Annotated in this window: 23 protein-coding genes; 17 read left to right on the top strand and 6 right to left on the bottom strand. The window is 62.6% G+C overall.

All coding sequences use genetic code 11. The annotated features are described in order from the left end of the window. Positions 1-392: 392 nt before the first annotated feature. From drmA to RAD15_RS02330, 7 genes are all read left to right on the top strand, one after another. The gene (gene drmA, locus RAD15_RS02360) at positions 393-2,513 is read left to right on the top strand and encodes a DISARM system helicase DrmA (protein ID WP_458174999.1); all 2,121 of its coding nucleotides are present in this window, start codon (positions 393-395) and stop codon (positions 2,511-2,513) included. Next, the gene (gene drmB, locus RAD15_RS02355; RefSeq protein ID WP_458173967.1) at positions 2,510-4,360 is read left to right on the top strand and encodes a DrmB family protein; all 1,851 of its coding nucleotides are present in this window, start codon (positions 2,510-2,512) and stop codon (positions 4,358-4,360) included. Before drmA ends, drmB begins: the two co-directional genes overlap by 4 nt. Then, positions 4,357-5,118: a DISARM system phospholipase D-like protein DrmC gene (gene drmC / locus RAD15_RS02350; RefSeq protein WP_458173965.1), complete on the top strand. Its 762-nt coding sequence runs from the start codon at positions 4,357-4,359 to the stop codon at positions 5,116-5,118. The genes drmB and drmC overlap by 4 nt, the downstream gene beginning before the upstream one ends. After that, positions 5,118-5,561 (top strand): very short patch repair endonuclease, encoded by a 444-nt coding sequence (locus RAD15_RS02345; RefSeq protein WP_458173963.1) that lies wholly within the window; start codon positions 5,118-5,120, stop codon positions 5,559-5,561. The genes drmC and RAD15_RS02345 overlap by 1 nt, the downstream gene beginning before the upstream one ends. Positions 5,562-5,665: 104 nt before the next feature. Next, on the top strand, positions 5,666-6,115 hold the full coding sequence (locus RAD15_RS02340; RefSeq protein ID WP_458173961.1) for a hypothetical protein: 450 nt from the start codon (positions 5,666-5,668) through the stop codon (positions 6,113-6,115). Positions 6,116-6,202: 87 nt separating this feature from the next. Beyond that, positions 6,203-7,807, top strand: a complete 1,605-nt coding sequence (locus RAD15_RS02335) for a hypothetical protein (RefSeq protein WP_458173959.1) — start codon at positions 6,203-6,205, stop codon at positions 7,805-7,807. Beyond that, the gene (locus tag RAD15_RS02330) at positions 7,804-10,416 is read left to right on the top strand and encodes a hypothetical protein (RefSeq protein WP_458173957.1); all 2,613 of its coding nucleotides are present in this window, start codon (positions 7,804-7,806) and stop codon (positions 10,414-10,416) included. Before RAD15_RS02335 ends, RAD15_RS02330 begins: the two co-directional genes overlap by 4 nt. A 12-nt stretch (positions 10,417-10,428) precedes the next feature. Here RAD15_RS02330 and RAD15_RS02325 read toward each other — a convergent pair whose 3' ends face one another. Then, entirely contained in the window at positions 10,429-11,325 is an 897-nt protein-coding gene (locus tag RAD15_RS02325) for a DUF2971 domain-containing protein (protein ID WP_458173955.1), read from the bottom strand. A gap of 16 nt (positions 11,326-11,341) precedes the next feature. Continuing rightward, complete coding sequence (locus RAD15_RS02320; RefSeq protein ID WP_458174997.1) at positions 11,342-11,722, bottom strand: thermonuclease family protein; 381 nt, start codon at positions 11,720-11,722, stop codon at positions 11,342-11,344. A gap of 396 nt (positions 11,723-12,118) precedes the next feature. Between RAD15_RS02320 and RAD15_RS02315 the strand changes: the two genes are divergently transcribed. Further along, the gene (locus tag RAD15_RS02315; protein WP_458174995.1) at positions 12,119-12,415 is read left to right on the top strand and encodes a helix-turn-helix transcriptional regulator; all 297 of its coding nucleotides are present in this window, start codon (positions 12,119-12,121) and stop codon (positions 12,413-12,415) included. Here RAD15_RS02315 and RAD15_RS02310 read toward each other — a convergent pair. After that, positions 12,369-13,625, bottom strand: a complete 1,257-nt coding sequence (locus RAD15_RS02310; RefSeq protein WP_458174993.1) for a tyrosine-type recombinase/integrase — start codon at positions 13,623-13,625, stop codon at positions 12,369-12,371. The two genes, RAD15_RS02315 and RAD15_RS02310, sit on opposite strands and share 47 nt — an antisense overlap. Positions 13,626-13,916: 291 nt before the next feature. After that, on the bottom strand, positions 13,917-15,515 hold the full coding sequence (gene guaA, locus RAD15_RS02305; protein WP_458173953.1) for a glutamine-hydrolyzing GMP synthase: 1,599 nt from the start codon (positions 15,513-15,515) through the stop codon (positions 13,917-13,919). A gap of 151 nt (positions 15,516-15,666) precedes the next feature. Between guaA and RAD15_RS02300 the strand changes: the two genes are divergently transcribed. The 3 genes from RAD15_RS02300 to RAD15_RS02290 all read left to right on the top strand — a co-directional run bounded on the left by RAD15_RS02300 (position 15,667) and on the right by RAD15_RS02290 (position 17,050). Next, positions 15,667-16,038 (top strand): nuclear transport factor 2 family protein, encoded by a 372-nt coding sequence (locus tag RAD15_RS02300; protein ID WP_458173951.1) that lies wholly within the window; start codon positions 15,667-15,669, stop codon positions 16,036-16,038. 210 nt (positions 16,039-16,248) lie between these two features. Then, positions 16,249-16,581 carry a DHCW motif cupin fold protein gene (locus RAD15_RS02295; protein ID WP_063684335.1) on the top strand — a complete coding sequence of 111 codons (333 nt, stop codon included), beginning with the start codon at positions 16,249-16,251 and terminating at the stop codon, positions 16,579-16,581. Between the two features lie 259 nt (positions 16,582-16,840). Beyond that, entirely contained in the window at positions 16,841-17,050 is a 210-nt protein-coding gene (locus RAD15_RS02290) for a cold-shock protein (protein ID WP_007592195.1), read from the top strand. A 262-nt stretch (positions 17,051-17,312) separates the two neighbouring features. Here RAD15_RS02290 and RAD15_RS02285 read toward each other — a convergent pair whose 3' ends face one another. Together RAD15_RS02285 and RAD15_RS02280 are read right to left on the bottom strand one after the other, a co-directional pair. After that, positions 17,313-18,611 carry an RsmB/NOP family class I SAM-dependent RNA methyltransferase gene (locus RAD15_RS02285; RefSeq protein WP_458173948.1) on the bottom strand — a complete coding sequence of 433 codons (1,299 nt, stop codon included), beginning with the start codon at positions 18,609-18,611 and terminating at the stop codon, positions 17,313-17,315. A gap of 58 nt (positions 18,612-18,669) precedes the next feature. Further along, the gene (locus tag RAD15_RS02280) at positions 18,670-19,092 is read right to left on the bottom strand and encodes an MAPEG family protein (protein ID WP_458173946.1); all 423 of its coding nucleotides are present in this window, start codon (positions 19,090-19,092) and stop codon (positions 18,670-18,672) included. A 160-nt stretch (positions 19,093-19,252) separates the two neighbouring features. Between RAD15_RS02280 and RAD15_RS02275 the strand changes: the two genes are divergently transcribed. From RAD15_RS02275 to RAD15_RS02250, 6 genes are all read left to right on the top strand, one after another. Beyond that, positions 19,253-19,888, top strand: a complete 636-nt coding sequence (locus tag RAD15_RS02275) for an acriflavin resistance protein (protein ID WP_458173944.1) — start codon at positions 19,253-19,255, stop codon at positions 19,886-19,888. A gap of 69 nt (positions 19,889-19,957) precedes the next feature. Next, positions 19,958-20,800 carry a metallophosphoesterase family protein gene (locus RAD15_RS02270; RefSeq protein WP_458173942.1) on the top strand — a complete coding sequence of 281 codons (843 nt, stop codon included), beginning with the start codon at positions 19,958-19,960 and terminating at the stop codon, positions 20,798-20,800. A 142-nt stretch (positions 20,801-20,942) separates the two neighbouring features. Next, complete coding sequence (locus tag RAD15_RS02265) at positions 20,943-22,238, top strand: alanine racemase (protein WP_458173940.1); 1,296 nt, start codon at positions 20,943-20,945, stop codon at positions 22,236-22,238. An 11-nt stretch (positions 22,239-22,249) separates the two neighbouring features. Continuing rightward, positions 22,250-22,909, top strand: coding sequence for an amino acid ABC transporter permease (locus RAD15_RS02260; protein ID WP_458173938.1), 660 nt, complete (start codon positions 22,250-22,252; stop codon positions 22,907-22,909). Positions 22,910-22,920: 11 nt separating this feature from the next. Continuing rightward, complete coding sequence (locus tag RAD15_RS02255; protein ID WP_458173936.1) at positions 22,921-23,571, top strand: amino acid ABC transporter permease; 651 nt, start codon at positions 22,921-22,923, stop codon at positions 23,569-23,571. Next, on the top strand, positions 23,558-24,286 hold the full coding sequence (locus tag RAD15_RS02250) for an amino acid ABC transporter ATP-binding protein (protein WP_458173934.1): 729 nt from the start codon (positions 23,558-23,560) through the stop codon (positions 24,284-24,286). The genes RAD15_RS02255 and RAD15_RS02250 overlap by 14 nt, the downstream gene beginning before the upstream one ends. The last annotated feature ends 15 nt before the right edge of the window (positions 24,287-24,301 follow it).

Here is a 24,301-nt window from a genome sequence, read left to right as displayed (position 1 = left end):
TCGGTCCGAACTCGACCGGACGATCGTCTATTTCGATCGAATGATCACGGCGCCTGTCGGGTTCGCGAGCGCTGCCGGGCTCGTCATGCCAAAGGCATCGCTTCCGGTCCGTACGCCCTGGAATGACTTCGTGGACGCCATGACGAAGGCGTTCGGGGTGGCGCCCGACGCTGTGCCGCCAATCGAAGACACGCCCTACATCCGCGAATTGCTTCAACTCGCCGTCATCGACGACTTGCTGGGGCCCGCAGGTGGACCCTATGAGCGAATTCTCGATATGGGCGTTCGCGATCGCTATTTGGTCGGCAAGTTAGCCCCGCGCGAAGAAGAGCGAGGCGGCATCGAAGGCCTTGCGGGACCTTTAGCCGCGGAAGACGAAGAAGAGCCGGAGGATTTGGAGACGGATCGGCGCCGCCACGACCCAGGCGGCGAATTCGAGAGCGCGTCTGACCGTCATCATGCGCTACACGCTGCGGCTCTTGACGCTGCAACAGTTCCAGCGCGCTTCGACGCTCATCTGTGCCATGGAGCTTTTGCGGCAGGAAGCGCTTGCCAACGGAGACCCGAAATGGGGCGAGACCCCGTTCACGATCGGTCTGTGGGTCGGAAACAAGGTCACGCCCGGGACGACTGCGGACAGTCACAAAGCGATTCAAGACATCCGTAATCCCGACACCTACGACGCGGGGCGCACCTCACCCGCGCAGCTCACGAGCTGCCCATGGTGCGGCTCGGAAGTTTCCGCACGACGCGACGTCGAAGTGAACACGAGCGTGGGCCGTACGACGCTCTATTGCAGCGACAGCGTGGGTGGCTGCGAGTTCTCCAAAGGCAAATCGAGCGGGAAGCCGCATCCCGGCATACCCGTCTTGGTCGTCGACGAGGAAATCTATCACCGTCCGCCCTCGATGATGATCGCCACGGTCGACAAATTCGCGATGATGGCATGGCGAGGCGAGACTCGTACCTTGTTCGGCCGCGCGACCGCCGAATGCCCGCGACACGGGCTACTGTGGCCGGATGCCGATTGCACCGGCACACACAATGCGCGTGCCGGGCTTCCCCGCACGTCCGCCAAGACCATAACCTCGATCCGGCCGCCGGATTTGATTATCCAGGACGAGTTTCACCTCATCAGCGGACCGCTCGGTACCATGGTCGGGCTCTACGAGACCGCCATCGACGAGCTATGCAGTTGGTCGCTCGACGGAAAAACGGTTCGGCCGAAGATCGTGGCTTCCACCGCGACGGTTCGCAAAGCGGCCGAGCAAGTCAACAACGTCTTCATGCGCCGTGTCGCCGTCTTCCCTCCGCACGGCCTCGACGTCGCCGACAACTTCTTTTCTTTGCAACGGCCGATCGAACAACTTCCGGGCCGACGCTATCTCGGCGTTTGTTCGCCCGGCAGTTCGCGCCCGGCGATGCTGATCCGGGTTTATGTCGCGTTCTTGACCGCGTCCCAAGCCTTGTTCGATCGTTTCGGACAAGCGGCCGACCCCTACATGACGACGGTCGGATACTTCAATTCATTGCGCGAGTTGGGCGGCATGAAGCGTTTGTGTGAGGACGATGTGCAAACGCGCTCCTACCGCGTGGAAATGAGCGAAGTGAATCGGCCGGGCCTGGCACAACGGAGCGTCAGCAATGTCCGGGAACTGACCTCCCGTGTTTCCAGCCGCGACATTCCCAAATATCTGGATCAGCTCGAAGTAAAGTTCAACGCGACCTACGATCCCGCCGAAGGAGCCTTCGTAACCCGGTGGGCCGACGGCGAAGCGCGTGCAATCGACGTGGTACTTGCTACCAATATGCTTTCGGTCGGCGTGGACGTGAATCGCTTGGGGTTGATGGTCGTGAACGGCCAACCGAAGGGAACGGCCGAATACATCCAGGCCACCAGTCGCGTCGGGCGCGCGTCACCGGGTATCGTTTGCACCGTGCTCACCTGGGCAAGGCCGCGCGACCTTTCACACTACGAGACGTTCGAGCAATACCATGCGACATTCTATAAGCATGTCGAAGCTCAATCCGTCACGCCGTTCTCGCCGAGGGCTATGGATCGTGGCTTGACCGGCACGCTGCTCAGCGTGATGCGCCTCGACCATGCGGCCTTCAATCCCAATCCGGGCGCTGGCGCGTTGGACAAACCGGACAAGGCCGAAGCCGCCGAAGCGCGGGACCTCGTCGTCGCGCGTGCCTGGTCGGTCTCGCACGAGGACGCATCGCGTGTTCTCGCCACGAATGAATTGAAGTCGCGCCTAGACGCGTGGGCCGCGGAAGCCAACGTTCCCGGACGTACGCTCGCTTACGAAAAAAAGGGGCCCGCCCGGGCGACGACCGTGGCTCTCCTCAGAAAGCCGGGCGCTCAACCTTGGGACGACTTCACCGTGCCCATGTCCATGCGTGAAGTGGAGCCCGGCGTGCGCCTCGTGATGAACACGGCTCGGTTCACCGGCGGAGATCCTCCCTGGACGCCGCGACCGCCCGTTACGGATGCGGGAGACGATAGATGAGCACTCCCGTAGGTGAAGTACGGCCGAGCCAGCTCCTGTGGACTTATGGCCCAGGAGCCCTCGTCGATCTGCCGAACCTTTCCGTCGTGACGCTCGGGATCGACCGTTGGGACGCGACTCTTTGCCGGCCGATCCGTGAAGCACGCTTGTTGGCGGCTGTTCGACGCGAATTGGGACAGCAGGTCGACTCGCTCCGCCTTCCGCCCATTCAAACGAACGACAGTCCCAATCCGTTTTCCCCTGAAGCGAACCTCGGCGTTCCGGTGAAGCCGTTTCCACGTTGGCTTCGGTGTGTGAAATGCGGTCTCTTGTCCCCCTACGACAGCGCGCTCTTCGAATGCAAAGAGAACCGCTTTCGCCTCGAAGACACCAAGTTCGTGCACCGCCAATGCCGGGGGTCGAGGAACGACCAACCGGCGCGAGACGCCGACGCGGTCCCGGCGCGCTTTCTTCTGGCCTGCCGTAACGGACACATCGACGATTTTCCGTGGCATTACTTCGTCCACAACGGACCGTCCGCTTGCGCGGGCACGCTCCGGTTCTTCGAGAGCGGCGCTTCGCTCCAAACCGAAAACCTATGGGTCAAATGCGATAGCTGTGGTGCCTCTCGCAACATGGCGCACGCCTTCGGCAAGTCGGGCCGAGAGTCGCTCCCGGCTTGCCGCGGCCGTCATCCGCACATGGATCGCTTCGATGCGACGTGTGAGGAAGAAGCACGGCCGGTCTTGCTGGGGGCCACCAATAGCTGGTTCCCGATCACCTTGTCCGCTTTGGCGATCCCCGTGACCGGCGATACGGTCACGCAATTGGTGCAAGACGGCTGGGACTACTTCGTGGACGTGGAGTCCGAGGCCGAGATCGTGATCACGGTGCGGACCTTGAAGCGCACGGGCGTTCTACCCGGAATCGACTCGCATTCGACCGAAGCGATTTGGAACGCGGTGCAAGCCGTGAAAAACGGCACCACCGCCGCAGCCGTCTCCGTGGCCGACATCAAAGGTCCCGAGTGGAAGGTGCTCACCTCGCCAAATCCTCCGACGGACTGGCCGCACTTCCTGGGTAAGAACGTGGCCGTCCCGGCTGCGTTCTCGCAGGAAATCGCGGGCGTGTTGCTTCTCGAACGGTTGCGCGAAGCGAACGCGCTCTTGGGTTTCACGCGGGTCGATGCTCCGGAAGAGACGGCCGTGCCGGCAGATCGCTCCCCGCGCGCGCCCTTGGCTCCCACGCCGCCGACATGGGTTCCAGCGACGGAAGTACATGGCGAGGGCATTTTCCTCACCTTCGACGAAGCTGCGCTACAGCGCTGGGAAGCGACCGCAGGTGTCCAGAAACGGGCGCGGCTGTTGCTCGAAGGGCATCGCGGTTGGCGCGCGGCACGAAAATTGGACGCCAGCGAATTCCCCGGTGTGCGCTACGCGATGCTCCATACGCTTTCGCACCTTCTGATCCGTGAACTCGCCCTCGAATGCGGCTACAACGCTGCGAGCATTCGTGAACGGATCTACGCCGATGTCGAAGGAGCCGATCCCCAGGCCGGTATCCTCATTTACACCGCAGCCGCGGATTCGGACGGCACGTTGGGCGGTTTGGTCGAGCTGGGCCGGCCGCAGAACCTGGGACGGCTGCTTGCGCAAGCCCTGGGCCGGGCCGGTATCTGTTCCTCCGATCCCCTTTGCTCCGAGCACGACCCGGGCAAAGACCGGTCGCTGCATGCCGCGGCTTGTCACGCTTGTTCGTTTGTATCCGAGACTTCCTGTGAAAAGGGCAATCGCTATATCGATCGAGCGCTTCTGATCCCCACGTTGGAAGCGGACGATGCCGCTTTCTTCGCAAGAGCGATCGCATGACCGCGCTGCTCAATGCCGTCTTGCGCTTGGTCGCCGAGACGCCGCCGGACCGCGTCGATCAGTTGGCACGCGCGATCGCCAAATCCGGGGGTGCTTCGATCGCCTCGGGTCTCGACGAATGGCCCCTGACGCCCAGCGCTCGGGTACTCCTGACCTCCATGGTCACCGCCTGGCGCGCAAACCCTGTCGAACCCGCAGGTCTCGCAGCGTTGCTCGTCGGTGCCGGCGCGGGCTACCGCCGAGCGAAAGCCGAGCAGGAATTGGAGCTGGTTTGGACGGGACCGCCGGGACCGACCATCGCTACCCGCCGTACCGAGCAAGCGCTCCTCGAAGTCGTCGATGCGGCCGTAATGCGCTTGTTCGTGACCAGCTTCGTTGCTTACTCCGTTCCCAGCGTCATGAAAGCCTTCGAGCGCGCGATCGCACGTGGCGTCCGGTTGTCCATGCTTCTGGAACTCAGCGAGCAGGACGGCGGCGGCATCTCTTTCGACGCGATCGGCAAGATGAAAACGGCGTTGCCGACCGCTCACATCTGCTCGTGGACGAACCAAGGCGAGAAATTCGCAGGCGGCAAAGTTCACGCGAAAATCGCCGTCGCCGACGAGACGATTTGCTTCGTTTCCAGTGCTAACCTGACCGGCCATGCGATGGAAAGAAATATGGAGGCCGGCGTTTTGATCCGCGGCGGTTCCGTTCCGCGCGATCTGCATCGCCATTTGGAAGCCCTCGAAACTTCGAACGTCATATCGAGAGTTTGATGGATAGGGTCACACCCGCGGTTCGCTCGAGGATCATGGCGAGTGTCGGCCAGAAGAATACTGGCGCCGAGGTCTTGTTACGCAAAGCCCTGCATCGTCGTGGCCTTCGCTATAAGCTGCACGATCGGGCGCTCCCCGGCAGTCCGGATTTGGTGTTTCCCCGCTTCGAAGCCGTTGTGTTCGTGCACGGGTGTTATTGGCATTCGCATGGTTGCTATCGCTCGACGAAGCCCAAGACCCGTAAAGCGTTTTGGACGGCGAAGTTTGCGGCCAACAGGGCGCGAGATACCCGCAATCGTAGCGAGCTTCTCGAACGAGGATGGCGCGTGCTGACGGTTTGGGAGTGCGGTTTGCGCGGCAAAACGGCGAAGCCATTGGACAGCTTGGCGAAACGAGTGGAAGCGTGGCTCAAATCCAGAAGGCGATCCGGCGATATCGGATGATGCATCGACGTTGATTTCCGGAAGGCGCATGCCCTAGATGGCCTGCCACTTGAGCGTGCTTTGATGAATAATAGTCGTCTAAACGATGATTCGAACGAGATCGTATGGACAACAATAATTTCCAGAGACCGGGAGTGCTCAGCAACGCACACGCGGGAAACGATTTCGAGGCGGCGGCGCGCGCATTTTTTGCAGCGCAGGGTATCGTTCTGACGAAGAACTTCGCGGTGCCTGTCGGCGTCGGCGAGACGAAGAAGTTGCACCGCTTCGACCTCGGCAGCGAAAGCCCTCCCGTGCTCGTCGAATGCAAGTCGCACACGTGGACGCAAGGTGGGAACATGCCGAGCGCGAAGATGACGGTGTGGAACGAGGCGATGTACTATTTCCACGTCGCACCATCGTCGTATCGAAAGATATTTTTCGTCTTGAAGCATTACCGCAAGGAACAGAGCCTTGCGACCTATTACCTCAAAACGCACGGCCATCTGGTGCCCGCAGGCGTAGAACTTTGGGAATATGATCTCGAATTGTCCACCGCAGAACGTTTGCGCTAGCCGCGCGGCCAGCGCCTCTCGCTTTCCAACGAGGGGGCGACGGCTTGTCCGCGTGTGGTACGCCGCCGACAAGGGGGCGAACCACCCATGAGCATGCCGGTGCCAGACTGGGTTTCGTTGAACGCCGACGAGACCGGAGGCCTCGATTTGCTCGGGCTTCGCGCGCCGGTGCAGTTCATCGGAAACGGCCTGTTCGACGGCGTGACCACGATCACGCCGAAACTGCGTTACATGTCAGTCATTACCTGGATCATTTGGCGGTACGCCGAAGCGAGATTGCCCAAGAAGCGATCTTCCTTCTTCGAATTCGCGGCCGCGCAAGAGTGTGCGTTCGTCATGGCGAACCGGACGTTGGGCCGCAACGTAAACAATCTCGTCGGCGTCGGCGGCGCGGATAATGAACTCGATTCAGGGAAGAATACACTGCCCTTGAGAAAGCTGACGCTGAACATAGCGCTGAACGCCTATATCGCGTCTAGCCGTCAGTTGAACTTGACGAGCCAAGCAGACCATGGGCTCAACACACTCAGTGAAGAGAGAGGCCTCGCGCTGGCGAAGGAATTCGAAAAGGTAGTGCACGGCACCGCGTATGGTGCGCGCCTTGCGAAAACTCCCAGTACCGACAAGATAACCCGCGACGAGCTGGAAGAGCTTGCGCAGGCCATGTCGATCATCGCGATACCGCGAGGCGAGCGTGACATCCTTGTCGACCTCCTTGCTCCTAAAAAGCCGACGGATGCAGCGGAACGGCGCCGCTTGCGCCACTATGCCCTACTACTGTGGTTGACCCAAAAGAACGAACGCCCCATCGAGGAAGCCGACATCTTCGAAGCGGCCCAACGCCCGCCTGAAGACCTTCCTGCCTGCCTGTCTCCGAGTCTGGACGGTTTCCTTGCCTATGTCGCTCGCGATTGCCTCGCGATCTGCCATGAGCATGTATTCGCGGCTGTGATGCGCGAGGTAGATAGTGTTTTCCATGAACGCTCCGCGCCGGCCCTCTCAAGCGACGTCGTTGCGTCTCTCGTCGCTGGCGCCGCGGAAAAAGACGAGGCGCTGCGGACGTTCCGCCTTTTGGTGGACAATGAGTCGGCCCATGAATTGCCTTTTCGGACCGTCTATGAGCGCGTCCAGCGGCGTTGTCGCAGAAACCGCGTGGAAGAAAGCGGCATAGCCCGGTGGCGAGGCGGCCTGTCCGAAACCGAACTATATGAATATGCCGGATCGTCGGGCGATGCGGCGGTCGCTCTCCTTCCCGTAGCATGGTGCCTTGCGTGCGAGCGTGCATTGGCGATCGGTCCTGATGGGGTACAACCGCCGGTCAATCTCGGCGCCATCGGCGGCCCCTTCCAAATCGGCATCGATGCCGTCATACGGCCAAAGATAGCGGAGTTTCTCGGCGAAGATCGTAGCTACCGTGACGTCATGGCCGAATTGGTCATGCGAACCGTGCAGCAACATCTCCGCGTCGCATGGAGTCGCTTCTCGGCGCCCCGCGGCAAGGATGTGTCCGTTTTGATCGCCGACACCGAAGCTTGGTCGCGCAATAACGCCTTCAGGCCCGGCCGTACTGGCTCGCGCCTTCCGATGTCGATCGATTGGCTGGAACAGCTCAAACTCACTTCGGAAGATGGCTTGACGAAATCCGGCAAGCGAATTCTCGACCGGTCTCTCGAGACGCTGGGCAAGCCATGATCAGCGCCCGTGAATTCTGCAAGGAGCCCGGTTATCCCGTCACGATATTCCTCACCTATGCATTCGATCCTCTGTTTTTCGAACGCATTCCGATCGAAGATCTCGGCATCGGCGGAACACGCCGCATATTGGTCATGGGTGACGCCTCGGAACTCAGCGGTGCCATGCAACGCTGCGCAGGGCAAATATTTCATCTGGGGCGGAAGTACACGTTGGCCGAAGCAAGGCCGTCGAACCTCTTTCATCCGAAAATGATCGCCCGCCTCTCGCCCGAAGGTGGCAAGGTCTGGATCGGCTCCGGCAATCTCACCTATACCGGTTGGGGCGGTAATCACGAGCTTGCCGTTGCATGGCCGATCGGCGCCGATTCCGAGGATAACGGCGCATGGCTATTCGATATCCTGCGTTCGGTCGCGAGCTTGACCGGTTCAGAATCCTTTCGGGCGCAGATCGAGGATCTAGGCGCATCTTTCCCCTGGCTGCGCAGGGCGCCGGTCGAGACCGCTCCGCCCCACGTGCTTCTAGGCATGCCGGGCCGCCCCTTGGCACCTCAGTTGGCGCGTCGGTGGGACGGACGCCGCTTTGCAACACTCAGCATGTACACCGGCTCGACGGACGTCGACGGCGCTTTCCTCCGTTGGGCACACGACACCTTCGGAGCGAAGGAGGCGACGATCTGCGTTACGCCGTCTTTCGCTTCGTTCGATGCGAAACAGTTGGCGAAGCTGCCGCTCAAAGTGCGCTTCGTCGAGCGCGATCCGAAACGCCGCGTGCACGCGAAATTCTGCTGGTTCTCGGGACCGGACGGTGATGCCGCGGTGATGGGTTCCGCGAACTGCTCGGCAGCCGCATGGCTTGCAAATCACGCCAACGGAAATGTCGAGCTTATTACCGTGTACGATACGCCGGATCGTGCCGCCTTCGCGCCGCTTCTCGCCGATTTCGACGGTGAGAAGCGCTTACCCGAGGACGTTCTGAAGGCACCGGTCAAGCCGGAGCTACCCGGCGATGAGGGCGACGGCCTGGTCTTTCGCCTGACCAGCCTCCGCTTAAGGGAATCCGGACGCGCGATCGAAGCCATTGTCGACCCAGTTCCGGATCAGGACAGCGCCACGCTCGTCTTCGAAGTCGGCCGGAAAACGTTCCGCGTTGCGATGAGGCGATCCGGCGGCCGTTATTCCGGACGACTTACAGAAGAGATGTCGCTAGGAGCCGAAACCGTCTTCGGAAGGATAGAGATCCTGGTAGGCCCTGATGTCAGCGTGACGCAGTCACGCTGGCTCGACAACGACCGTGCAATCGAAAACGGCGCACGCGGCCGCGAGACCAATTCGAACCACGGCGTATTTTCGGGGCGCGGGTTCGCAGGCGCGAGCGAACAGCGGATTATGGAGGCGATCTACTCGATTTCCACCAGCCTCTTCAATTTCGAAACACCGGACTTATCGGAATTGGGCTCCGAACGCCGAGGACCGAATGAAAAGGAATCGGGTTCGGATGAAGACGACGAGGCGGCAGGCCCCGTCGATCCTTCGAAACTTACCTATCGCTTGAGCGACCGGGCCGCAAAGAGCGGGACAAGCGGGCACGGCCAGCACAACATGCACGGCGTGTCGCTAAGCGGCGTTATGAAGTTTCTTTTTTCTCCGGATGACGAGCCGGAAGTCGACTTGTCCCAGGAACGATGGAGCGCGGAGGAGCCAGAGAAATACGAGGACAACGCGACATCGGCCGGGCTGCGCCCTGGAGCCTCTCCGCCAACGCCACAGCCGCCCGTCCCCAGAAGCGATGCCGAGGCGGCGACTGCCTTGCGCGAGCAGATTGACACCTTTCTCTTTGGCTTGGCCAAGCCGAGCTTTGCCGAGAAATGCCCACCCACCGCGTTGGCCCAGGCGCTCGCTTTTCCGATTTTGCTCGGGACTAAGGGCGTTGAAGAAGGCTGGTTTCAGGAGGATGCGCTCGCATCGATTGCATACCGCGTTGTTCAAATCATGTTTGCGAAGCCTTATGGTCCCGGCAAACCGAAAGGCCTCTTCCGCCAGGTGCAGGCCCGGTACGCAACCGGTGAGCCGCGTGAGGAGTTCCTGAAATGCGTGGGTGACGGCGCGCTTCATACGGTTCTTTCGGCCGCGCTCGCCAAGCCGGACGCCAAATCGCTCGCAGCCCTCGTCCAACAGGCTGACGCTATCTCGCAAGTCGAACGCTGCACAGACCTCGTCACGACGGCTCATCCCGATCAGAAGGCCAGCCTATCGCAGAACGTGATCATTCGCGGCGCGTCTTTTGCGATCAACGAGCGAGCACCTGCGCTGGCTCAGGCGATGACGAAGCTGACCTCTTGGTTGCAGCAGTGGGAACGGGTCAATCCGGGGCGCGCCGGACGTAGCTCGATGCACAAAGCCGGCACGGTTTTGTGGATGCCCCATGGGTGGGAAGTGCTGCCTCGCTCGCCGGCAGAAACCTATTGCGGTGGAGTGAATCTCGAATCCGTCTCGATGGATGCTCCGGAAATCAAGTCCGCTCTCGAAGCGCTTTGGTCGGCGATGCGGCTGGGACGGGCCGAGGGGCATAGCTTGGCGAAGGAACACCTAGCTCAGGCGAATAAATAACCCCGCAAGCCGTCAGGCCTCGTCAAAAGTGATTTGGCCGTCTTTGCCGCGTCGCGCCTGGAACACCGCAATCGCTGGATTGAGGGCCTTCGCCAGTGCCACGATTTCCTCTTTGTCGGCAGCCGTCATCGCCGCACCGAGATAGAGCTCGCCGAGTTCTTCCGGGTGATAAGGTAGAGTTCGGTAGTCCTCCTCGCCTTCGCCGAGGGGAATGGCGAGGCGATACTCGCTTTCGAACTTATAGGGGTTTGTTTTGGCATAGATAATCCCGTGAAGCGTCGCACGTGCACGTTCCGTCTGATTGCCGAACAGGGACTCTGCCGCAAACTCGACGGTCTTTGCGAACACCGGAGGCCGCTTCTCCAGGTAATTCACCGGCGCGAACTTCAAGAACTTGGAATCTTTCTCGATGCTCGGCGTGAGCCGCAAGGCGATGCCTTGGTCTGCTTGGGCATACTCTTTCCACATACGATCCGATGCCTTGTCGGTCGTCACACAAAGTACGCGGTAGTTCTGCAAAAAGTCGTTCGTCTCGTTTACGAACGCGCCGGCACGTTCCTTCCAGCGTTCGAGGCCCAGCCCGGCTTTCTCCGGATCTTTCCTTAAGCCCTCTTTCACGGCCGGGGCGACCTCGGGATGAGCGCGGAGAACGGCCTGCATTTTGACGACGCCCGGCCGCAGGTTCGCAGGGCAGGTCGGAGGCGCGTACAGGTTCGTCATGATGGCATCGACAAAACTGTCGGGCATGGTCGCCAGCGCCTCGTCCAACTCGTCCGAAAACAAGCCTTCCGCCTTCATATCGGTATTGTCTTGGAATTCCGATGGCATGGCGAAGCGAAAGCATTGGTTGCCCAATGTTAGTTTCGCGCCTCGAACGTCGAGATACTTATAGAGAGGCGGCAGTGCCATGAATCACCCGCGCAATTCAATGCGTCGAACAAACGGACGGTAATCTGCCAGTCTTCATGCACGACCGAAAGTATTTCGGCTCGATAAATTCACCCGACCACAGGCCGAGATGCGCCTTCGAGGCCTCGTCCTGCGCGGCCCGGTATTTGCCTTTGGAGTAGTAGGCATATTCGATGGCCAGCCCCCGTCGTACCAGCCAGTCGCCGATGTCGAGGTTCGAGGCAGTACAGATGGCGACCGTTCGCCCGTACTGATCCAATTCGCGCGCGGCGCACGTGACTGTTTTGCCTTCGAGGTAGTCGGCGAGCGCATTCGCGGCGATCTGTCCACAGCGATAATCTTTCCCGCCTGCGTCGCGGCACACCTGCGCGGCTTCCGGAGCGTCGATCCCGAACAGGCGGATGCGATTGCCGTGTATCTAGATCGTATCGCCATCGACGACCGACGCGCGGCCAACCAGATCGGCGCCGCATGCAGGGACAGCGAGCGCAACGAGTGAAGCAAAGATCAAAAGAACGGTCCGACTCATCGTCCGATTAACGGCCAATTCAGAAGTCGAAGCAAGCGAGTTTCGGGGCATCCGGCTTCGCCGGAAACGGGCTCTACCCGCCTTATGAGTCGGCATGATGCTGTCCCTGGGCTGCACGCGAGCAAACCGATGCGCATCGCCTTCGTGTCCGACACTGCCAAACACTTCTTTTTATACGACCCGTTGGCCAGCCGGTTGCCCGGCGGAGCTCGGAGCTTTAGTTGCACAGCACCTATTGGTCTCAATCGCCTGCAGGACAGCAATATGGCACGTCGGGAAATAACACCCATCAAACGCACCATTCGCCGAGATCAGCTTCGCGAGATGGTCCCGCTCGCCGAAAGCACCATTTATGAGATGGAGCAGCGCGGCGAGTTTCCGAGGCGGTTCGCGCTATCGCCTCGGTGTGTCGTGTGGGACCTCGCGGAGGTCGAAGCATGGCTGGCTGCGCGCAGATCGACACCTCCTGCTCGTGCGCCTCATCCTGATGTGAGGCAGCGACGAACCCGGCCGGTCAAAGGGCCGGGTCGAGCTGCAGGAGCGGCATTGAAGGAGGAATGAGGATCGGGATGTATTTCTGGCCACCCACCCAGGCATCAACGATGTTGGACCACTCCTGCATCATGTGACGACGCTGCACCTCGTATTCGGCCTTGTTGTAGACTCCCCTCGATGACCGTCCGTCCTCGTGCGCAAGGCACTTTTCAATCCAGTCGCTGTTGAACCCGAGCTCGTTCAGAAGAGTTGACGCGGTCCTCCGCAGGTCATGAACCGTGAACGCCTGCAGCGGAAGCCCTTCTTTGCTTGCCTGCTCAACGACCGAGTATGTGACCCGATTGAACGTTGCCCGCGACATCGGAGCGTCGGCGTCATAGCGCGACGGCAAGACATACTTTGAATTTCCAGCACAGGTCTTCAGCGCAATGAAGATATCAAGCACCTGGCTCGAGAGATACACGTTGTGCGCCTTCGAACGCTTCATGCGTTCCTTGGGGATCGTCCAGACCGCATTCTCGAAATCGACTTCATCCCATGTGGCATCGAGCAGTTCGCTCTTGCGGACCATGGTGAGCAGATAAAGACGCAATCCCAGCCTGATGGTGGGTAAAGTCGCGACGCGATCAAGTTGCTTGAGCATGATGCGAATTTCAGTCGGTGAGAGCGAGCGGTCTCTCGGGACAAAGCTTGCGATCGACGCGGGTCCCACCTCGTCCGCCGGATTGGAGATCTTCTCACCATGCAGGATCGCAAATCCGTAGATCTGCTTCACGATATCGCGGACGTGGATCGCGGTTGCGGGAGCGCCGCGCTCCACGATGGCAGCGCAATGGACACGAAGGTCGCCAGGTGCGATCTCATTCAAAAGGCGCTTGCGCCAAACAGGAAGCAGTTCGCGTTCGAAGATCGATCGCCGCATTGCCCGAGTACTATCGGCCATGGGCGCCGCGACGAGCCACTTCTCTCCGAGCTCACCGAAACTCCTGGCTTCAAGGAGACGTCGTTTCTCGCGCTGCTTCTCGATAGCGGGTGACCGCCCCTCACCTACTGCACGCTTCGCATCGATGCACTTCTCGCGAGCGCGTGCGAGCGACAACCCTGTCGGGCCGTATTTTCCGAGGACCACAGTCTCGCGTCGACCATGCAGACGGTAGTCGAGCCGGAACGACAGCGTGCCGGCGGGTGACACAACCACGTACATGCCGTCTCGGTCGGTGACCTTGTATGATTTTTCCTTTGGTCTCAGCGCCTTAAGCGCAGCGTCTGTCAGCAAGGACCTTCCCTCCAGGCAAATACCGTCAGCCATTTTTGAGCCCCGTTTGACTGGAGATCTCTTTGTTTTCCAAGCACTTGGGCAAAGAAAAATACCGTCAGACGCAGCATCGCGTATGACGGTATTGATCGGGATCGATGGTTTCAATGGACGGCGACACCGTCAGGCGCTCCGTCTGTCCGGTTTTATGCGCGCCGATAGTTCTCGAATGCAGATGACGATTTAGATCGTAAAATCAGTCTGTTAAGTCGTGCAATTGGACAGAACGGGATAGTCCCGGACGGGCCCGAATTATTCCCACTCAATCGTCCCAGGCGGCTTGCTCGTCACGTCGTACACCACCCGGTTCACGCCCTTCACCTCGTTGATGATGCGCGTGGCCGTCTCGCCCAAAAACTTCATGTCGAACTGGTAGAAGTCCGCGGTCATGCCGTCGGTGGAGGTGACAGCGCGAAGGCCCACGACGTAGTCGTAGGTGCGGCCGTCGCCCATGACGCCCACCGTCTTCACCGGGAGCAGCACGGCAAAGGCCTGCCAGATGTCGTCGTAGAGGCCGTGCTTGCGGATCTGGTCGATGTAGACGGCATCGGCCTTGCGCAGGATGTCGAGCTTGTCGCGCGTGATGTCGCCAGGGCAGCGGATGGCGAGGCCGGGGCCCGGGAACGGGTGGCGGCCGACGAAGATTTCGGGCAGGCCGAGCTCGTAGCCGAGCTTGCGCACCTCGTCCTTGAACAGTTCGCGCAGGGGCTCGACGAGCTTCATGTTCATGCGCTCGGGGAGACCGCCGACATTGTGGTGCGACTTGATCGTTACCGAGGGGCCGCCGGTGAAGGAGACGCTCTCGATCACGTCGGGGTAGAGCGTGCCTTGCGCGAGGAAGTCGGCGCCGCCGATCTTCTTGGCCTCCTGCTCGAACACCTCGATGAAGAGGCGGCCGATGGTCTTGCGCTTCACTTCGGGGTCGGTGACGCCTTCGAGCTCGCCGAGGAACTGCTTCGAGGCCTCCACGTGCACGAGCGGGATGTTGTAGTGGTGGCGGAACAGGTCGACGACCGTCTTGGCTTCGTCGAGACGCAGCATGCCGTGATCGACGAACACGCAAGTGAGCTGGTCGCCGATGGCTTCGTGGATCAGCACGGCCGCGACGGCGGAATCGACGCCGCCGGAGAGGCCGCATATCACCTTGCCCTTGCCCACCTGCGCGCGGATCTTGGCGATCTCCTCCTCGCGGAAGGCGCGCATGGTCCAGTCGCCGGTGAGGCCGGCGATCTTGCGGACGAAGTTGCGGATCAGTTTCGCGCCGTCGGGCGTGTGCACCACTTCGGGGTGGAACATCAGGCCGTAGTACTTGCGCTTCTCGTCCTGGATGATCGCGAAGGGCGCGTTCGGAGAGGTGCCGGCGACGGAGAAGCCCGGCGGCATTTTTGTGATGCGGTCGCCATGGCTCATCCAGACCTGGTTCTTGCCGCCGGACGACCAGACGTCCTCGAACAGCTTGCTCTCGGCCTTGACCTCGACATCGGCGCGGCCGAATTCGCGGTGGTGGCCGCCCTCGACCTCGCCGCCGAGCTGGGCCGCCATGGTCATCTGGCCGTAGCAGATGCCCATCACGGGCACGCCGGAATCGAAGATCGCCTGCGGGGCGCGGGGCGAGCCCGCCTCGTGCACCGATTCAGGGCCGCCGGAGAGAATCACCGCTTTCGGCTTCATCTCGTTGAAGGCCGCTTCGGCCTTGTTGAACGGGACGATCTCGCAATAGACGCCGTCCTCGCGCACGCGACGCGCGATCAGCTGCGTCACCTGGCTGCCGAAGTCGACGATGAGAATCTTGTCGTGCGCCGAGGCCACGGAGGGCGTCGACGCGGAGCGGTCGTTCTGTGCTGCTGTCATGGCCAGCAGATACGCGACGGGGGCTTTTCCCGCAACCGCGCGGGCCGCGCGCCCACATTCTTCTTTGGGCATGGACAGGCGCATTATAGGTAAGTATCATTGACATAATTTGCCCCGCTGCTCAAACTGGGGCCGATCAGGGAGGATCGTCATGCCACAGCATCACCAGCCAGCATCGCTCGCCGCGCTCGGCCGGACCTGGGTCGAGGCCTGGAACGCGCGCGATCTCGAACGCGTGCTCACGCTCTACGACGAGGCCGCCGTGATGACCTCGGACCGCATCCCCGCGATGGGATTCGACGCCAGCGGCACCGTGCGGGGCAAGGATGCCTTGCGCGCCTATTGGGGCAAGGCGCTTGGGTTGTTGCCGGAGCTGCATTTCAGCCTGATCGATGTGTTTGTGAGCCCGGACAGCGTGGTGGTGTTCTATGCGAACGAGCGCGGCAAGAAGATCTGCGAATATCTGCGGGTGAATGACGCCGGGCTGATCGTGCAGGGGTCGGCGAACCATTTGGGGCATTGAGTGCCGCCTCTTGATGAGCACTCGTAGGGTGGGCAAAGGCGCGCTAGCGCCGTGCCCACCACTCTTTCAAGACACGGAAGCATGGTGGGCACGCGTCCGCCTTCGCTCTTCGAGCGAAGCCGGAAGCTTTGCCCGCCCTACGGACTGGAGACTGCGGCGACCGCCTGCGCTAACACAAGCGCTGCCGGCACCGAGACAGGACCCTCCCCGATGAAACTCCCCACCTCCCCCTTCACCGTCACCGACTGGAGCAAGGTCGAGGCGACCACACATGCCGGCGAGACCGGCCAGGCCAAGTGGCGTACGCTCAACATCGGCGACCTCAGGGTGCGGATGGTCGAGTATTCGCCGGGTTATCTGGCCGACCATTGGTGCGATCGCGGCCACGTGCTCTACGTGCTCGCGGGCGAGCTCGACAGCGAATTGCGCGACGGGCGGAAATTCAAGCTGACGGCGGGAATGAGCTACCAGGTGTCGGACTTTGGCGACGCCGCGCACCGGTCCTCCACGGCGACCGGGGCGACGCTGTTTATCGTCGATTGAGGCGCCGCCCGAGGTTAATTTGCACCGCAAAATAGCAAAGTTACGCGGCATCCCGAGCCACGGGTGGTGCCTTGAAGTGGCCCAATTATCTCGCTATATTGTGATCATCGATACTTGGCCGAACGACTGGGCCGCTTCGCTTCGTTTCAGACGGGCGCGCACGCTTCAGATGACTTCTCCAAAATCGACTCATCAGGATCAAGGGCGCATTGGTGCGTACCGGTCCACGTGCGTATCTTCTCAGACAAAGGAAATCCCCATGGCTATGGGCACCGTGAAGTGGTTCAACAATCAAAAGGGCTTTGGTTTCATTCAGCCGGATGACGGCGACAAGGACGTGTTCGTGCACATCAGCGCCGTCGAGCGCGCCGGCCTCTCGACCCTCAACGAGGGCCAGAAGGTCTCGTTCGACATCGTCGCCGATCGTCGCAGCGGCAAGTCCTCCGCCGACAATCTCCGCGTCGGCTAACGCCCGCGCAATGCTCTGACCACGGACGTACCGGCAGAGCAGTGAGACTACAGACCCCGCGACCGGGTTCCGGTTCGCGGGGTTTTTGTTTTGGGTGGAATGACAACGTCGATCAGCGCTGCCGTAGTGCCGTAGGGTGGGCAAAGGCGCGCTCTTCGCGCGCCGTGCCCACCATGTGTTCCAAGACCGCGGAAGTCATGGTGGGCACGCCTTCGTCATCGCTCTCCGAGCGACGACGGAGGCTTTGCCCACCCTACGAGAGCTACGATTTCCTCAGCACCGAGACGAAGAAGCCATCGGTTCCGGTGCGGCGCGGCGTCATCAGCCAGCCCTCCGGCGATTGCAACGCGGCTTGCGCAAACTCCTCCGCCTTGTCCCAGAGCACGCTTGCGGTCTGCTCGGGCGGCACCACCGCGAATTCGCCATGGCGGGCGACGAACGCCCTCACCTGCTCACCGTTCTCTTCAGGCAGTACCGAGCAGGTGATGTAGGCGATGCGGCCACCTGGCTTCACCAGGGGAACCGCCCGCTCCAGCACCTCGGCCTGATCGCGCAGGCGAATCTCCAGCGCGCCCGGCCGCATCCGCCATTTGGCGTCGGGGTTCCGGCGCCAGGTTCCAGTTCCCGTGCAGGGCGCATCGATCACGACCAGATCGGCTGTGCCGCGGATGTCGGCCAGCGGATCGGCCTCGCCCTTGGGCGTGCGAATGTCGGCATTGTGGACGCCGGCGCGCGACAGGCGTTCGTGGATCGGGGCGAGCTGGCGCTTGTCGCTGTCGGTCGCGATCAGCCGGCCCTTGCCCTGCATCATGGCTGCGAGCGCCAGCGTCTTGCCGCCCGCGCCGGCGCAGAGATCGATCACCTGCTCGCCGGGTTTTGCCGCGGTGAACTGGGCCGCAAGCTGCGATCCCTCATCCTGCACTTCAACCGCGCCCTTGATGAAATCCTCCTCGGCCTGGATGCCGGGACTGCGCGCATCGGCGGAAAGCGCGATGCGCAGGCCGTTTGCGGACCAGGGCGTCGGTTTCGCATGAAGATGAGCAAGCGAGCGCAGCACCTTGTCGCGATTGGATTTTAGCGTGTTGACGCGCAAATCCAGCGGCGCCCGGCTTGCCATCGCGGCCGCCTCCGCCGCGCGGTCCTCGCCGAACACTTTTGCAAAATGCGGGTCGAGCCATTCGGGATAGTCGCCGGCGATCGCAGCCGGCGCATTGTCGAGGGAACGCGAGGCCAGCGCGGCCTGCTCGGCCTCGGTCAGCGGTGCCGGCGCAAACCGGCTGCCGTCGAACAGCGCGGCCATGGTGGCCACGTCCATATCGCGTTCGAGGCGGAGCATGCCGATCAGCCTTGCACGCGCGGTGTCTGCATCCATCAGCCAGGCGCTCGAGGCGTAGCGGCGCAGCACGTCCCAGACGAGGCCGGCAATCGCGGCGCGGTCGCCGGAGCCTGCAAAGCGGTGCGCGGTGCCCCACTCCTTCAGCGCCTTCGCCGCGGGCACGCGGTCTTTCTCGATGGTGTCGATCAGTTCGATGGCTGCGGACAGCCGGGCAGCGGGAGTCATTTGAATCTTTCAGTAAAACCTGCAGTGAAGCCTGCAGATGAAATCCGACCAGCAAGAGTCAGATCAGCAACAGCATTCTCAGGGCGAAGTAGATCCACATCACCAGCAGCACCAGCACGCCGGCGAGCCAGATCGTGGAGCGCCGGCCGAGATCGTTCGAGGAGACGAACACGCCGGCATGGGCAAAGCGCGTCACCACGAACACCCAGGACATCAGCACGATGAAGAGATCGGCGTGGCGCAGGGGCATCGCCAGCGCGATCAGGGCGTAGAACAGCACCGGCAATTCGAACTGGTTGCGGTAGCAATTGGCAAATTGCGTGGCGCCCTTCGGCCAGTTCGGCTCGCCGAGCGCAATGTCGCGGATCTTGGTCTCGCCCGAGACCAGCGAACGCCGCCGCGCCAAGGCCATGCCGATCAGCAGCGCGAAGGTGAGGCCGACCTGCACGAAGACCGGCAGCAAGACCATTTGAACGGACATCGGAACTTTCCCGTAAGGCGGAACACCGCGGACCGTCATTAGCCGCGACTTCTGACGCTGACAATCAGCGAGTTGAACCGGTGTTCCCGGTCTTGCGACCAACCACCGGTAGTTAAAGTCATTTCGGCCCCTTTTCGGGGCGTGAGGCGAGAACTGCGCCATGAACACGCGCTTCAGCCAGATCGGTGGCCTGATCGGCTCTTTCGCCGAATCCTCTGACGGCCAGCTCGGCATCCTGATGTCGGCGCTATCGGGTATCGCGGCGGCGCTCGCCGTGGCCCTGGCGATGACGGTGTATTTCCGCCTGAGCTACCGGACCTGGCGCGACGTCGCCAGGCATGGCCTTGCGACGCTGGCTGCGCTCGTCCTGTTCGCCTTTGCCGCCTACGACATGCGCCACGCCGCGCTCGCCTATCTCGGCCTCAACCCGTCAAAACCCGCGGTCGAGTTCGAGATCCGCATGCCCAGGGAGACGCTGACGGCGGTGACCGACACCCAGATCGAGCTGCATACCGACCGCAACCAGACGCTCGCACTGGTCGACGGCGTGCGCGACCTCGCGGACGGCCGCGCGCTGCTGCGCGGCGCGGTCGCGCTCAACCACCGCACCGCGGACCGCGTGCTGGTCGTGAACCTTCCCGGCAAGGGCACGTTCGAATTCCGCCTGCGCCTGCCCGCAGAGCCGCATCGCTCCGAGCAATTCGGCCCCTGGCACCTCGCCGACCGCATCGCCTCGCCGATGACAGGCTCCGTCGCGCCGCAGGATTCCTACACGATCCGTTATCGCGTGCTTTAAACTTTGTTCGATCGCGGACGACGCGCGCGCGTCATCGTTCTGACAAGCCAGCGCGGATATGGTGATCCCATGTCCGAATTTCGCCTCACGCAGATTTCCGACACCCATCTGGGCCAGCGTTTCCCCGGCCTGATCGCGAACTTCCATCGCGTCTGCGAGCACATTGACGGCAGCAAGCCCGATCTCGTCATCAACACCGGCGATGTCTCGTTCGACGGGCCGACCGGCCGCGACGATGTCGCATTCGCCAAAGGCCTGCACGACGCCCTGCCCGTCGCCTGCCGCTACATTCCCGGCAATCACGACATCGGCGACAATCCGACCGCGATCGGACCTGCGCCGAAGCCGCCGGTCGCGGAGGCGCACCGCCGGCAATTCTGCGAGATCATCGGCGAAGACCATTGGTCGTTCGAGGCCGCGGGCTGGCGCTTCATCGGCCTCAACACGCTGGCGATGAATTCCGGCCTCGCCTTCGAGGCCGAGCAGTTCGACTGGCTGTCCCGGGAGGTTTCGCGGACGAATGGCAAGCCGGTCGCGCTGTTCGTGCACAAGCCGCTGTTTCTCAACCGGCCCGACGACCCCGAGACCCCTGAGACCTCGATCCGCTATGTGCCGCAGCCGGCGCGGGCACGGTTGATCGAGATGTTTTCGAACGTCGATCTGCGCCTCGTCGCCAGCGGACATGTGCACCAGCGCCGCGACTTCACCTGGCGCCACACGCGTCACGTCTGGGCGCCGTCGGTCGGCTTCAGGATCAACGACGCGCGCCAGGACCGCATCGCGATCAAGGAGACAGGCCTCGTCGAGTACCGCTTCCAGCCGGACAGTCTCGAGGTCCGCCACCTCAGGGCGGCCGGCCAACTCGACATCGACATCGAGGAAGTCCTCGTCCAGATGGGCGGCGAGCACTAGCTCAATTCGCAGGCACCAATCCCTATCTAAATACCTGATTGCATCAAACTTGTCCCCATAATGGTCGGATTTGGCTAATGACAACGTTGTCATTCGGACATATCGTTCATTCCGGCAGTCGAGAACCGCCGAGGGAGCGCCGATGCAGTTTTTGTCCCGGTGGGATAGCCAACGTCTTTCGACGACCACACGGGGCATTCCCGTGGTCGACGGCGTCGCAACCGAGGACATCGGCGGCCAGCATTGGTCTCCCGCGCGCGGCGATCTTGCCCTGCCTGCGCTCACGCTCGACGAGGCCGCCTTCACCGCCAATCGCGACCTCTTCCTGAAATGGTGCGCGAGCGCCGGCGTCAGCGTCGCACCCCATGCCAAGACGCCGATGTCGCCGGAGTTGGCGCGCGCGCTGCGCGAGGCCGGCGCCTGGGGCACCACGGTCGCCAACATCCAGCAGGCCGCCGTGCTGCTCGCGAACGGCGAGCGGCGCCTGCTGCTGGCCAATGAGATCGGCGGGCTCGCAGCCGGCCGGCGGCTCGGCGCGCTCCTGAGCGCGTATCCCGATGTCGAACTTCATGCCTTCGCGGATTCACCGGCGGCGGTGGCCGCACTGGCCGAGGCGGCACGCGTCGCGGGCCGGCACGAACTCTCCGTGCTGGTCGAACTCGGCGCCGGCCGCGCCGGCGCGCGCGATCGCGCGGCGGTCGAGGCGACGATTGCCGCGGTGCTAGCGGCCGATCGGCTCGTGCTCGGCGGCGTCGCCGCTTACGAAGGTGCGGTCGCAACACAAGATGCCGACGAGACGATGCGCGCGATCGCGGCGCTGATGGAGCGCACCATCGAGGCCTTCGCGCTGGTGCGCGCCGCCGCGCCAAAGCGGCCGCTGATCGTCAGCGCCGGTGGCTCCGCCTATTTCGACATCGTCGCGCGCGCGCTCACGCCGATCGCGCAGGTCGACGGCAACGCCGCCGTCCTGTTGCGTTCCGGCGCGCTATTCTTTGCCGATCACGGCATCTATGCCCGCGCCTTCGCCGAGCTCGACCGTCGCGGTGGTCTCGTCATCGACGGCGCGCGACACTCGGCAGCCGAAGGATTTCGCCCGGCGCTGACGCTCTGGGCCGAGGTGCTGTCGCGCCCCGAAGCCGGGCTTGCGATCGCGGGCTTCGGCATGCGCGATGCCTCCTTCGATCAGGGCTTGCCGGTGCCGCTGCGCGTGTTCCGTGACGGCGTCGAGCAACCGGGGCTCGCCACGACGCTGGCAGTGACGCGCCTCAACGACCAGCATGCGTTCCTGTCAGTCGCGTCTGGCAGCGCGCTTGCGGTCGGCGACATCGTCGCCTTCGGCATCTCGCATCCCTGCACCTGCCTCGACCGCTGGCGCGTGATCTTCGGCCTCGATGCCGACGGCGTCGTGACGCGCGCCCTCCCCACGCAATTCGGCTGAGAGCAGGCGCGATGAATTTCCTGCCGCTGTGGCGCTATCAGAACCAGCTCATCGACGGCGCCATCGTCACGCTGGAGCTGACGGTGATCTCGGCGCTGGCCGGGCTCGTGATCGGCATTGCCGGCGCGGTCGCGCTGAAGGGCCGCATCACGCCGCTGCGCTGGCTGGTGCGCGGCTACATCGAGCTGTTCCGCAACACGCCGTCGCTGATCCAGATCTTCATCGTGTTCTTCGTGCTTCCGAACTTCGGGCTGAAGCTGCCGGCGTTCGAAGCCGCCGCGGTCGCGCTGTCGCTGTATTTCGGCGCCTACTCGGTCGAGATCATCCGCTCAGGGCTCGATTCCATTCCGCGCAGCCAGGTCGAGGCCGGCCAGTGCCTCGGCCTCTCCGGCTGGCAGGTGTTTCGCCACATCGTCCTGCCGCCCGCGCTGCGCAACGCCTATCCGGCCGTGACCAGCCAGTTCGTGCTGCTGCTGCTCGGCACCTCGCTCGCCTCGCAAGTTGCCGCCGACGAGTTGTTTCACGTCGCGGGCTTCATCGAGAGCCGCACCTATCGCAGCTTCGAGGTCTATGCGGTGATCTGCGTGGTCTATTTCGCGATGGCGATGTCGTTCAAGGCGCTGTTCGCGATTCTCGGTGCAGCGGCCTTCCGCTGGCCGCGACGGCGCTGAGGGACCGGGCGATGCGATCCTTCTCCCTCATCGACTTCGTCTCGCTGTTCACCGCGCTGCGCTGGACGGTTGCGCTCGTCGTGCTCGCGCTCGCCTTCGGCGCGCCGCTGGCGCTCGGCTTCGCCACGGGCCGCATCAGCCGCTTTGCAGGCCTGCGCTGGACGATGGCGGCGTGCATCCAGGTGATCCAGAGCGTGCCGCTGCTCGGCCTGTTGTTCTTCTTCTATTTCGGCATGCCGGTTTTCCTCGGCATCCAGGTGCCGGCGCTCGTGGCCGTCACCGTCGCCTACACGCTCTACACCGCTGCCTTCCTCGGCGAGATCTGGCGCGGCGGACTGGAGGCCGTGAAGCAGGCGCAATGGGAAGCAGGTAGCTGCCTCGGCCTCTCCGCCTGGCAGCAGTTCCGCCACATCATCGCGCCGCAGGCGCTGCGGCTGTCGCTGCCGCCGACCGTCGGCTTCCTGGTGCAGCTCATCAAGGGCACCTCGCTCGCCTCGATCCTCGGCTTCGTCGAGCTTGCCCGCGCCGGGCAAGTGGTGAGCGCGGCGACGTTCCAGCCGCTGCTCACCTACGCGCTGGTCGCCGCGATCTATTTCGCGCTGTGCCTGCCGCTCACGCTCTGGTCCCGCTCTTTGGAGGCCCGCCTCGATGGCTCTCGTTGAAATTCGCGACGTGCACAAGACATTCGGCAAGGTCGAGGTGCTCAAGGGCGTCTCGCTCGACGTCGAGGAAGGCGAGATCGTCACCATCATCGGCCGCTCGGGCTCGGGCAAGTCGACGCTGCTCCGCTGCATCAACGCGCTGGAGAGCGTCGATACCGGCGAGATCCGCGTCGAGGGCGAGAAGGTCCACGCGAAGATGCCTGACCTCAAGAAATTCCGTCAGCGTGTCGGCATCGTATTCCAGGCCTTCAATTTGTTTCCGCATCTGAAGGTCGAGCGCAACATCACGCTGGCCCCGCTCCTCACCGGCCGCGTCGAGAAGGCCCGCGCGCGGGCGCTGGCAGAAGATGTGCTGACCCGCGTCGGCCTCGCCGACAAGATCGACGCCTGGCCGGAGCAGCTCTCCGGCGGCCAGCAGCAGCGCGTCGCCATCGCGCGCTGCCTCGCCATGGCCCCTCACCTCATGCTGTTCGACGAGGTGACCTCGGCGCTCGACCCCGAGCTCGTCGGTGAAGTGTTGAAGGTGATGGAGGCGATGGCGAAGCAAGGCATGACCATGATCCTCGTCACCCACGAGATGGGCTTTGCCCGCAACGTCGCCGACCGCATCGTCTTCATGCATCAGGGCCGCGTCTGGGAACAGGGACCGCCGGCCAAACTGTTCGCCAACCCCGAGACCCCCGAGCTCGCAAGCTTCATCGCCTCCGCGAAATGATCAACCACCCATCCG

The sequence above is a fragment of the Bradyrhizobium sp. 14AA genome (assembly GCF_054185205.1).
The sequence above is the reverse complement of the archived record's forward strand: the minus strand, read 5'-3'. Positions and strand labels throughout refer to the sequence as shown.

Bases quoted from the DNA above. Each gene is read 5' to 3' on its own strand.
- RAD15_RS02280 (WP_458173946.1), bottom strand. From the start codon at position 19,092: ATGTCCGTTCAAATGGTCTTGCTGCCGGTCTTCGTGCAGGTCGGCCTC.
- RAD15_RS02275 (WP_458173944.1), top strand. From the start codon at position 19,253: ATGAACACGCGCTTCAGCCAGATCGGTGGCCTGATCGGCTCTTTCGCC.
- RAD15_RS02335 (WP_458173959.1), top strand. From the start codon at position 6,203: ATGAGCATGCCGGTGCCAGACTGGGTTTCGTTGAACGCCGACGAGACC.
- RAD15_RS02315 (WP_458174995.1), top strand. From the start codon at position 12,119: ATGGCACGTCGGGAAATAACACCCATCAAACGCACCATTCGCCGAGAT.
- RAD15_RS02250 (WP_458173934.1), top strand. From the start codon at position 23,558: ATGGCTCTCGTTGAAATTCGCGACGTGCACAAGACATTCGGCAAGGTC.
- RAD15_RS02255 (WP_458173936.1), top strand. From the start codon at position 22,921: ATGCGATCCTTCTCCCTCATCGACTTCGTCTCGCTGTTCACCGCGCTG.
- RAD15_RS02260 (WP_458173938.1), top strand. From the start codon at position 22,250: ATGAATTTCCTGCCGCTGTGGCGCTATCAGAACCAGCTCATCGACGGC.
- RAD15_RS02290 (WP_007592195.1), top strand. From the start codon at position 16,841: ATGGCTATGGGCACCGTGAAGTGGTTCAACAATCAAAAGGGCTTTGGT.
- guaA (WP_458173953.1), bottom strand. From the start codon at position 15,515: ATGACAGCAGCACAGAACGACCGCTCCGCGTCGACGCCCTCCGTGGCC.
- drmB (WP_458173967.1), top strand. From the start codon at position 2,510: ATGAGCACTCCCGTAGGTGAAGTACGGCCGAGCCAGCTCCTGTGGACT.
- RAD15_RS02330 (WP_458173957.1), top strand. From the start codon at position 7,804: ATGATCAGCGCCCGTGAATTCTGCAAGGAGCCCGGTTATCCCGTCACG.
- RAD15_RS02340 (WP_458173961.1), top strand. From the start codon at position 5,666: ATGGACAACAATAATTTCCAGAGACCGGGAGTGCTCAGCAACGCACAC.
- RAD15_RS02345 (WP_458173963.1), top strand. From the start codon at position 5,118: ATGGATAGGGTCACACCCGCGGTTCGCTCGAGGATCATGGCGAGTGTC.
- RAD15_RS02295 (WP_063684335.1), top strand. From the start codon at position 16,249: ATGAAACTCCCCACCTCCCCCTTCACCGTCACCGACTGGAGCAAGGTC.
- drmC (WP_458173965.1), top strand. From the start codon at position 4,357: ATGACCGCGCTGCTCAATGCCGTCTTGCGCTTGGTCGCCGAGACGCCG.
- RAD15_RS02265 (WP_458173940.1), top strand. From the start codon at position 20,943: ATGCAGTTTTTGTCCCGGTGGGATAGCCAACGTCTTTCGACGACCACA.
- RAD15_RS02270 (WP_458173942.1), top strand. From the start codon at position 19,958: ATGTCCGAATTTCGCCTCACGCAGATTTCCGACACCCATCTGGGCCAG.
- RAD15_RS02300 (WP_458173951.1), top strand. From the start codon at position 15,667: ATGCCACAGCATCACCAGCCAGCATCGCTCGCCGCGCTCGGCCGGACC.
- RAD15_RS02325 (WP_458173955.1), bottom strand. From the start codon at position 11,325: ATGGCACTGCCGCCTCTCTATAAGTATCTCGACGTTCGAGGCGCGAAA.
- RAD15_RS02285 (WP_458173948.1), bottom strand. From the start codon at position 18,611: ATGACTCCCGCTGCCCGGCTGTCCGCAGCCATCGAACTGATCGACACC.